The following is a 9766-nucleotide window of genomic DNA, read 5'->3' as shown; positions in this document are numbered from 1 at the left end:
CATGCGGCGTTGTTCTGCTCAGCCTAGCGTGAAGGTGCTTAAGACGCTGAGCATCAGGCGCAAACGCTAAACTGCCCGTCTCGTTGCCATGACGGCTGCTCCTCCGCGCTGTGCCCTCGGCTCAGCAGGTAAGTGACGATAGCAAGCTGCGCGCGGCGCTCGCGCTCGGCCTCCACGATCATGAGAACCAAGCACTCCGGTCTCTCCTGGACGAACACCACCTGGGATCTGGAACGCCATCGACCCGCTCGATGATGCAGGTGCCAGGCATAGCGGCGACCTACCTGCCTTTTTTGCCAGCGTTCTGATGGGGCTTTCTCTAACGGAACAGTCCAAACAGCAGGTGGGCTCGTTCCAGGCACATCGTTTCAGATTTTGGAACCAGTGTCGCCGGAAGGACCAAGATCCATGTGGAACGCCGCGCCTGAAATCACCCGCGGGCGGCTTTCCGAGGAACGTTCGTTGGCGGTGCCGGTCCGATAGACGGATGTCGGCCGGACGGCCTTCGCCAGCCGGCTGGATCGAAGCCGCCCCGGGCCTTGCCCATCCACACGCGCTCGCCGACAAGCTCTCGGGGCGCGGTGCGCCCGAGAGTCGCGCACGGCATCCGCCTCTGCCGCCGCGCAGAGGCAGGCAGTTTCTGGGGAATATCTGGGGAAAGCGCTGCGCCGATCGCTCAAGATTGGCGCTAAGTTACTGAGGTAATTGGTGGGCGGTGAGGGACTCGAACCCCCGACCCTCTCCGTGTAAATGAGACGCCCTACAGCATCATGAGTGATCACTGGTGCAACCCGGCCCGAAGTTCGCCTTGAGACCCTCTCACGGATGTGTCAGAAGCGATCAGACCAGCTCATACTTCTGCACCCCACTTGCAACCCGAGCCTGCCTTCATGGGACGTCGAGCATCTCAAGAAAATATCGCAAAGCTCACCAAGACGGTCGTTGCCAGCATCGAGCTCAAGCCGGGACAGAGTGAGCGCATTGTCTGGGACAGCGAACTTCCCGGTTTCGGCTACCGGATCCGAGGCGAACGCAAGACCTGGGTGATCCGGCCTCCTCGAGCGGGAGGGAAGTCGTCGCTGTTCACGATCGGCGCCGTCGATGTCATCGACGTTTCGATCGCGCGAAAGACCGCTCGAGAACGGCTCGCAAAGGCTGCACTTGGTGAAGATCCACTTCTGGCTAGGCGTGAACAACGGACTCAATCGGTCACCACATTGGGAAGCACACTCGCGCGGTACCAGAAGCAGCAGGAGCAGCACGCACGGCAGTCAACTCTTGCGAACCTCAAGACGCACATCAACACGCACTGGAAGCCGCTGCACGAGCGACCATTGGGTGACCTGCGGCGTGTTGATGTCGCCGCTCGGCTGCATGAAATTGTTCGGGAGTCGGGACCTCAAGCTGCAGTTCGGGCGCGAAGATGTCTTTCATCGGCATACGCTTGGGCCATCGCCGAGGGCATCATCGAAACAAACCCCGTAGTGGGCACGAAGGCGCCGGCCCATGAAATTCGGCGAGACCGCGTATTGTCCGCATCCGAGTTGGCGGCAATCTGGAAGACGCTGGCCGACAACGACTTCGGGCGGATCATCAAGTTGCTGATCCTCACCGGTCAACGCAGAGACGAAGTGGCCGAGATGAGGTGGAGCGAACTGGACTTGGAAGAATGCAGCTGGCGACTCCCTCCGATCCGAATGAAGAACAAGCAACAACATGAGGTGCCCCTATCAGGACTGGCCCTCGAAATTCTGCGCGCGATCCCTGCCCGGGTCGGCCGCGAACTGGTCTTCGGAACCGGTAGCGGCGGCTTTGCCGGATTCTCGAAGTGCAAAGCCGCGCTCGATCGACAGGTCTCGTTGCCGCCATGGCGAATTCACGATCTTCGGCGTTCAACAGCTACGGGCATGGCCGACATCGGGGTGCTGCCGCATGTCATCGAGGCGGTCTTAAGTCACGTATCTGGCCACAAGGCGGGAGTGGCGGGGATCTACAACCGCGCCGTCTACCGTACCGAGAAGCGAGAGGCGCTCGATCGGTGGGCGGCCGAAGTGAGCCGGATTGTCGCAGTTGGCAGCCCGGAATGCGCCCCTGTGATGATCAATTAACCACCTGATATCATCCGTATCGGCATCGTTAACCACCCCTTAAGGCCGATGCCCACTCCTGCGCACCTCCCCCCCGAACTCCTCCGCCATCGCGTCCTCGGCACGAAAGATGCCGCGGACCTATGCGGTGTGTCCGTGCCGACCCTCCGCCGCATGCGGGACCAGCAAGCGATTCCCGCTCCCCTGCGGCTCTCCGAGCGCAAGCTCGGCTGGCGGGTCGGCGACCTGTTGGACTGGCTCGATAGCCGCGCCGCCGGCTTGGAGTGGCACGAGTTCAAGGCCTCGCGCACCAGCAACGACAACCATCCCGCCCCGTTGACTGAGCACCATAGATCATGAGGCTCGCCCGAGGTCGTCCTAGATCACGCATGCGTGCGATGATCGACTTGGGCTCCGGAACTCGGGCGGCGCCACGAACCTGCCGCTCTCGGCCAATTTTTTTCTGAAAGAGGGGCCGGGCCTTTTGGGGCCCCGGCGCCAGGAAATCGCACCAGCAAAAGCATTTTAATCGGGTCGGGGGCCTACAGGTGCGGATGCCCTGGACACGCGAGGCTCTCGGCGCGACGTAAGCGCCAAGGCGAAGTGCAAAAGTGATGTGTGGCCGGGCTGGATTCGGAGATCGAGCTAAGCTTCGCGACAAGTGAGACCACAAGCGTCCGACAATTGTGACCACAAGTGCACGACAATTGTCGGACCGATGTCGGACAGCAGCCTGCCGCAATCCCTGATGTGCACCTTAAAAGGCGCGACCGAAAAATACGGAATGCGGCCATCACCCTGAACCGCAACGAGAATCGACCCCGGCGGCGCGCATCTGCCGCTGAATTTCATGCGCGCCCAGGCTTCAGCGTCAGATCGCCAGAACGACACCTGACCAACATTGCTCGCAAGATGAAGAAGATCGACGTCATGAACGACACGGGCATGAAACAGACCGCATTGGTTGAGCTAGCTGAATTGCCACGGATGCTGGCGCTGAACGACAATGACCGGAAGCACCTCGACAGTTTCCGTAGTGGCTCTGCTGCTTCCGGGCGCAAGTGGACTAAAAGCTTCAATCGCTCCGCGACGCTTCTCCCACAGATCGGCAAACTGATCGGCGCGCGTTACGGTGGCCCTTGCGACGACGATGACGCCGAGGTCTACTTCGACGCAGCACTACCATATCTGATCGATCTTGCTGGTGCGAACGGACGGATCCTCGGCCTGGCCACGGAAGATTCGAGCGAACTCGGCCTGTGCGAAAAAGGTGAGCGCCTTTACCGTGGGTTCCGTCAATTCACGCCACGCACCATCGAGTGGCTCCGCTGGTGCACGCCAAACCTGGTACCCATCAACGGCGACGAGGTCCGCTCGATCGTGCCCGATGCTCTCGTATGGGTACACAAACGCGAGCGAAAGGTCCTGGACCAGTGGCGCGAACACCATGAAAGCCGCTTCGCGCATGAGCCGTTTGGCCCGAGCGGCAAAGAACTCGGCCGGACACTCCGTATGACCGCCGCCGAGATGCGGGCCGGCGACATTCGCTTCGTCACACCAATTGACCGCACCGCCGACGAGCTCCGAGCGGAGCGTCGAGTCCGTGATGCGTCCTACCAGCGGGCGAAGCGCGACGCAGCGAACGCCAAGGCTCAATCCTCGTCAGTTGAGGCACTGAAGCTCTGGGAAGTCATCGACCTCAAGCGTCGGAAATTTTACAAGCTCAAGGCTGCAGGCGAGTTGCCGGCCCTACCAGCGATCCCGCGCGGCGCCGACCCGGCACCCTACCTCGCTGCATTTGCTGCTGTGTACCGATCGACCCGCGGAACATCATCGGCTGCCGTCGCGCTGGCTGCATAGAGCACTGTGCACAGCTTCATCGGCACCTTACTCTCTACAAATAGGTGACGACGAAGTTGTGCATGCTGCCGTGCCCTGCCAGGAAATTGATCGAGGTCGAAGCCGGCATCTGCCTGGGACCTTCACCACCGCCTCGTGGTGATCCAGTTGGGTGATCTGCTGCTGTTGTTCGAGCCGTAGGCGAGACGCGGACCAAAACACACTCAACAGCGCAAGTTCGCGCACGAGGGCTATATCGGGCGCCGGGACCGCATGGTTCGGCCGGCTACGTCTCCCAGCAGTAGCAACACACCTACTCGGAGATCCATCCGGCTCGCATGGTTGCAGCACCACGGGCAACTGCCACAGTTGCGGGTCATCGTGCGCCAAGGAGCAGGGCTCGTCACCTCGAATGGCAGTTCGGAAGTACGCCCGCAGGAGGAGCCCCGATTTCTTGCTGGGCCGGCGCGCCAGCTGGTACGCCAAGTCATTGAAATATAACAGCCCGAGCCTAGCGAGTGCTACACGACTGCTCTACCTTTGCTATGCGTTTGCTCCAGCGACGGAGTTTGTTGACTTCGACTTCCGTTGATGGATTGCAGCCGTGCTGCGGTCGCGGGCCGCTACCAGCCGCTGGAGCATCGTTTCGGCGAGGGCGTCTGGTGCCTCGTCTGGTATGGGAAACACAGAGCTCGCGTTGATCTCGCAGAGCACATAGGTGTCCTCGCCGTCGGGAGCCTTCGGCCCCAGCAGGAAGTCGGCGTCCCAGATCACCGGCAGGGCGTCTGGCTCAAGGTCCAGCAACCGTGTCATCTGCGGCGTCCATTCCCGCCCCAAGAGGCTCCGCAGGCGCTGGAAGCGCGCGTCGTCCGGCCCCGAATACAGGCGCGGCGGCGCCGGGCCGGCCTCCGGCGGGGCGAGGGCGCGGACCAGCTGGTGACCGAACCCGACTAACCGGCCGCCGGACATATAGCAGCGGATCATCCCCTCAAGGTGACGCGCCTGGAACGGCTGGTCGATCAAGGCGCCCGCATCCACGAAATCGGCCGCGCGCTCCGCCATGAACGTGTCGAGTGCCATGACACGCGGCTGACGGTCCCGCGCCTCCTGCACCACGACGTCCCCGCCCGCCGCTCGCTCGACCTTCCAGACCCCGATCCCCGCGTTGCCACGGTCCCGCTTCACAGAACTACTCAGTGATCAACGCGGCGGTGGAACGTCAGCAGCCGGGTGCTCGGCACTTTCCAGACGCCGCTCTTATCGGCCGCTAATTGCTCAAACCTGACACTTGGTGCCCACACGTATGGGTCCGCCCGGGGTGGAAAGCGGAGATTAGCTCGCCGCTCGCAAGCGGACGTTCCGCCTTGCGCCCATTCCGGCCGTTCAGCTGACCCAGACAGGATCTCGAAAGCGGACACTTTCGCAGCAAAGGTTTCAGGTCTGGATTGCGCCAGGAGCGGACATTCGGTCAGCCCAATTTCAACGGCCGGTGTGTGCTTTGAAGCGGACCCTCACGGATTGGGCGTTACGGAACCTAGTTCAAGGTTGGGTGACGCCCCCAGCGATGCCGCCAATGGCTGTCAGAACGACGACGATCCAAGGTGGCGCTTTCCAGGTGGTCAAGAGGACGAATGCTACTGTAGCAAGCGCGAAATCGCGCGGCGAATGGACGGCGCTTGTCCAGACCGGGTCGTACAAGGCCGAGCCCAGGATGCCGACCACCGCCGCATTGGTCCCGCGCATGGCTGCCTGGGCGAGCGGGCGGGTCCGGAATGCGTCCCAGAAGGGTAGCATCCCGTAGACGAGTAGGAGGCTGGACAGGAAGATTGCCGCCAGCGCGATCGATGCGCCGAGGATGCCGTTAGGAGCGGGGTGGACGACCGCCCCGAGATAGGCCGCGAAGGTGAACAGCGGACCTGGGATCGCCTGCGCCGCACCGTAGCCAGCAAGGAAGGTATCCGGCGTCACCCAGCCCGGATCGACCACTGCCGCTCGCAGCAGCGGCAGGACGACATGACCGCCACCGAAGACGAGGGCACCGACGCGGTAGAAGGCGTCGAACAGCGCCAGCCCCTGAGATTGGAGGCCTGAGGCGAGCAAGTGGGGCAGCACGAGCAACAGGAGGAAGACGGCGAGTGCGACCGCACCGGCCCAGCGCGAAACCGGGAAGGCGAGGTGCCCTTTGATCGGAGCGGCGCCTGACCGGCACAACACGAGACCTAGGACCGCGCCAAGAGCGATGGCCAGGATCTGCCCGAACGATCCGGCGACGAACACCGTCAGGAGAAGCGCACCAACTGCGATGGATGCCCGCGGGCGGTCCGGCGCGAGCGAACGAGCCATGCCCCAGACCGCCTGCGCGACTACGGCCACAGCCACGAGCTTGAGCCCGTGGATTAGCCCCTGCGCTGCCGGTCCGGTGAAGGCACTCGCCCCATAGGCGAAGGCGAGCAGTAACAGGGCGGACGGCAGCGTGAAGGCTGTCCAAGCGGCGAGTCCACCCAAGAGCCCGCCGCCCCGCAGCACTCCGAGAGAGAAGCCGACCTGGCTCGATGCCGGGCCCGGCAGGAACTGGCACAACGCCACGAGGTCCGCATAGTCGCTTTCATCGATCCAGCGCCGGCGAGTCACCAGCTCATCCCGGAAGTAGCCCAGATGCGCGATGGGACCACCGAAGGAGGTCAGACCGAGCTTGAGGAAGGCCAGGAACACCTCTCCCGGGGTTCCTGGCTTGGCAGAATGGGCAGCATCTGCCGTGGCCGGAATTGGAGAGACCATGATCACCGGCTAGAGCGTGCACGAGGGCCTGATGGGGCGAATTCGGTAGAGCTGATGGCAGAAGCTCACTCCCGTTCCAATAGGGCTTGCCCATGTGGGCCGATCCTGATCCGCCGAGAGTCCGTTCCAGACGGGTGCTCCTGCGATCTGGAACGTGCGTGCGCGGCGCGTCCAAGAGCCTACTGAAATGGCCACGCATCCAGCGCAGGCTTCGTGATGTAGCGGGAGGGTATACCCTTCCTCGACTATGTGGCGAGCATGGCTTACGCGCCGAACGCGCCCGGAGGAGCCTCTAATTGTGCTTCAGCTTCTTGGAGGCGCTGGGCATACTCTCGCACCATCGCGTCAACGTGGCCAAGGACGTTCTCGTAGGCTTCTCTCTGGCCCTCCTCGTTAGCTTCCCCAAGCCACTGCGCGAACTCCTCTCGAAGTGTGTCGAGGATCTCAGCACCGCCCTTCAGGTTTTCAAGCGTGCGTTCCGGCTTGGACATCTTCTGCTCCAAGGCTGCAGCTGGTGACAGGAACTTGATGGTAGCAGGACCAGAACCCAGCCCAGCCAGTGTTCAGGATCGCACAGGAAGCGCAGGATGGCCGCGAGCCTCCCGTGCGGCTCGGTGACAGGCGCCGGTCGGGCCCGATGCGTCAAAGGCCGCTGGCTTCCGGCTGTTTGCCGCCACCTTCCGAGTGGGCGAGACCGCCCCTGTGGATGCGAGATGTGGCCCTGGGCCAGCACGGCACCGGCGCGGGCGCGGGGACCTGCGGTTGACCGCCTGCGACCGCGGCACCGGCATCCCGCCAGACTTCGACGCGTCCAGGTCAAAGAGCCTCCGCACGAAGCTGACGTCCGAGACCGAAGCCCGACCGATGCGGGGGACGCCGGTGATGGCTGCGGCCATCCTCGAAGGGATAAGACCCGGTCGGGGCCGGGCCGCGTCCGCATGTGACGGCCGGGCGCAATCGATGCTGATTGCGCGCCTCTTAGCTCGACTCGTATGAGACGTTTCCGCAAGGGGGCGCGGTGATCGGTGTTTCGGACAGGCGGGGAGCCGGTTGTCGTGCGAGCGCTGGGCTTGCTGATCCACTCGTATCCGGCGGAACGGAGCGTTCCTGACCAAGATGCCTCGTGCAAGGCGGGCCGGCTCAGGGTAGCGGGACCCATCTTTGGCGACGGCAGCAAACCCCGTCGAGCTCCGGTCACACGCCGACCCCGCTCGTCCGACGCGCCGTCGACCGGCCGGCGGACGAACCTTGTTTCTCAGATCGCCTTCAGGCGCGCCCCCTCCGGAACCAACCCGATGGCGAGATAGCGCCACAGGGCGACCAGCAGCTTGCGCGCCAACGCGACCGCCGTGATCTTGCGGATGCGCCCGCGCGCCGTGCCAACCCGCTCGACGAACCAGCGTGCGAGCCCGCTGCCCGGCTGATAGCGCAGCCACAGCCAAGCCAGCTCGATCATCGACTTGCGCAGGAGCGGGTTCCCGGCCTTGGAGATGCCCTGGTCGCGCTGCCGGTCTCCGCTGGCGTACGGGTTCGGCGTGAGGCCGGCGTAGGCGGCCACCTGCTTGCGGTTGTCGAACGGCCGGTACAGCGCCTCGCGGACCAGCACCGTGGCCAATTCGGTGCCAATGCCGCCGAGACGGGCCAGACGCACCACCTTCTCGGCGTCGGTGTCCTCGACGGCCGGGTCGGCTACGGCAGCGTCTCGCTCGGCCTCGGCCACCGCAATCTGTTCGAGCACGAGTTCCAGCCGTCGGACCTCCCGTTCGATCTCGCCGCGCAGGCGCTGGGGCAGGTCGCGTCCGTCGCCAGTGCGCACCTCCTTCAGCCGTTCCCAGCGGTCGCGCCGCAGTGGATGGTACTTGTAGACGCCCTGGGTGGCGAGCAGGCCCTTGATCCGGTTGACGTGCTGCACCCGCTCGGCGATCAGCCGTTGGCGCTCGCGGTGGGTCCGCCGGGCGTCCTCGCGCTCGACCGAGGGCACCTGCACCATGTGGCAAGCGGCGTCATCACCGCGGCACCAGGCCATCAGAGCCCGCAGCAGCATGGCTGCGTCCAGCCGGTCCGTCTTGGCCCGCCGTGCGCGGCGGTCGACCTGGAGGCTGCCGGGATCCATGACGAAGCAGGTGATCACCTCGGCCGCGAGCCGGCGCTGCAGCCAGAAGCCGTCATAGCCGGCCTCGTAGCCGAGGATGATCTCCACCTCCCGGCCGGAACTCCGCTGTTCGCGAGCTTGCAGGCGGTGCAGCAGGACGAGCAGACCCTCGACGTCGCCGCCGCAGAGACGATGTGCGGATGTCTTTCCGCTCGGCATGGCCTGCGCAGCCAGGAGCCAGGTCGACTTGCTGAGCTCCAGCGTGACGAACACAGCAACCTCAGGCAGGTTCCTCTGGATCTGTTTGCAGCGAGACATGGCCAACTCCGTCCCAAGTTCAGAGAGCAGGAGGATGATCCAATCTCCAGCTCCTTGCATGGTATCTTTGGCCGATCATGCGGCTTGGCAGAGGACGTAGGCCCAGGGGCGGGGTAAGACGAAGCGCCGTTTCGGTCGGTGGCTCTGGCGACACGACATCACAGAAGTCTGTTCACGCCAGAGCGCGTAGCGAACCGCCGCGAGGGCGTCGATGAAGGTCGGCTTTGGTTTGGCGTACCATGCGGCCGTCGTGATCCGGGCGCGTTCGCGGACCGGCAGGCGGCTGGCGAGCAGCGTCACGATCGAGAACAGCGCGAGCAGGCAGTGTGTGGTGCGGGCGATGGCCTTGTCTGACCACTGCCGCTGCGTCTCCATGCCGAGGTGAGCGCGAGCCTCTTGGAAAGTGACCTCGACGTTCCAGCGGCGCACGAACCAAGACACGATCTGTACCGGCTCGCGGTCGATGTCGGTGCAGAGCAGGGCCTGTGGTGCGAAGCGGCTCTCGGGATCGCGCACCAGCACCCATCGGATCGGCACGACCGGCAAGCCGCCATGCCGCCAAACTGCGGTCGCAGTGGCGATCTCGATGGTGCGCTCACCCGCTCCATACCAGCCGGGCATGACGGTCATCTGCCACCTCGTGCGCGGGGCC

The 9766-nt window shown here is 64.1% G+C and carries 7 protein-coding genes and 1 pseudogene; 3 read left to right on the top strand and 5 right to left on the bottom strand.

What is annotated here, in order from left to right; all coding sequences use genetic code 11:
• The first annotated feature begins 890 nt into the window (after positions 1 to 890).
• The 3 genes from WDW90_RS32095 to WDW90_RS32085 all read left to right on the top strand — a co-directional run bounded on the left by WDW90_RS32095 (position 891) and on the right by WDW90_RS32085 (position 3947).
• Entirely contained in the window at positions 891 to 2108 is a 1218-nt protein-coding gene (locus WDW90_RS32095) for a tyrosine-type recombinase/integrase (RefSeq protein ID WP_336491649.1), read from the top strand.
• A 48-nt stretch (positions 2109 to 2156) separates the two neighbouring features.
• Positions 2157 to 2447 carry a helix-turn-helix transcriptional regulator gene (locus tag WDW90_RS32090; protein ID WP_336491648.1) on the top strand — a complete coding sequence of 97 codons (291 nt, stop codon included), beginning with the start codon at positions 2157 to 2159 and terminating at the stop codon, positions 2445 to 2447.
• A gap of 552 nt (positions 2448 to 2999) precedes the next feature.
• The gene (locus WDW90_RS32085) at positions 3000 to 3947 is read left to right on the top strand and encodes a hypothetical protein (protein WP_336491647.1); all 948 of its coding nucleotides are present in this window, start codon (positions 3000 to 3002) and stop codon (positions 3945 to 3947) included.
• A gap of 522 nt (positions 3948 to 4469) precedes the next feature.
• On the opposite strand, the gene WDW90_RS32080 is transcribed toward WDW90_RS32085, so the two are convergent.
• The 5 genes and pseudogenes from WDW90_RS32080 to WDW90_RS32060 form a co-directional block, all read right to left on the bottom strand.
• Positions 4470 to 5111 carry a Cj0069 family protein gene (locus WDW90_RS32080; RefSeq protein ID WP_336491646.1) on the bottom strand — a complete coding sequence of 214 codons (642 nt, stop codon included), beginning with the start codon at positions 5109 to 5111 and terminating at the stop codon, positions 4470 to 4472.
• Positions 5112 to 5465: 354 nt separating this feature from the next.
• Positions 5466 to 6704, bottom strand: a complete 1239-nt coding sequence (chrA, locus tag WDW90_RS32075; RefSeq protein ID WP_336491645.1) for a chromate efflux transporter — start codon at positions 6702 to 6704, stop codon at positions 5466 to 5468.
• Positions 6705 to 6967: 263 nt separating this feature from the next.
• The gene (locus tag WDW90_RS32070; RefSeq protein WP_336491644.1) at positions 6968 to 7195 is read right to left on the bottom strand and encodes a hypothetical protein; all 228 of its coding nucleotides are present in this window, start codon (positions 7193 to 7195) and stop codon (positions 6968 to 6970) included.
• A 764-nt stretch (positions 7196 to 7959) separates the two neighbouring features.
• Complete coding sequence (locus WDW90_RS32065) at positions 7960 to 9114, bottom strand: IS110 family RNA-guided transposase (protein WP_336491642.1); 1155 nt, start codon at positions 9112 to 9114, stop codon at positions 7960 to 7962.
• Positions 9115 to 9189: 75 nt separating this feature from the next.
• Positions 9190 to 9766 (bottom strand): annotated as a pseudogene (locus tag WDW90_RS32060) (IS701 family transposase); the annotation flags it as partial.

It is taken from the genome of Methylobacterium nigriterrae, from assembly GCF_037106235.1.
Lineage (GTDB): Bacteria > Pseudomonadota > Alphaproteobacteria > Rhizobiales > Beijerinckiaceae > Methylobacterium > Methylobacterium nigriterrae.
This window is presented reverse-complemented; position numbering and strand designations above follow the sequence as displayed.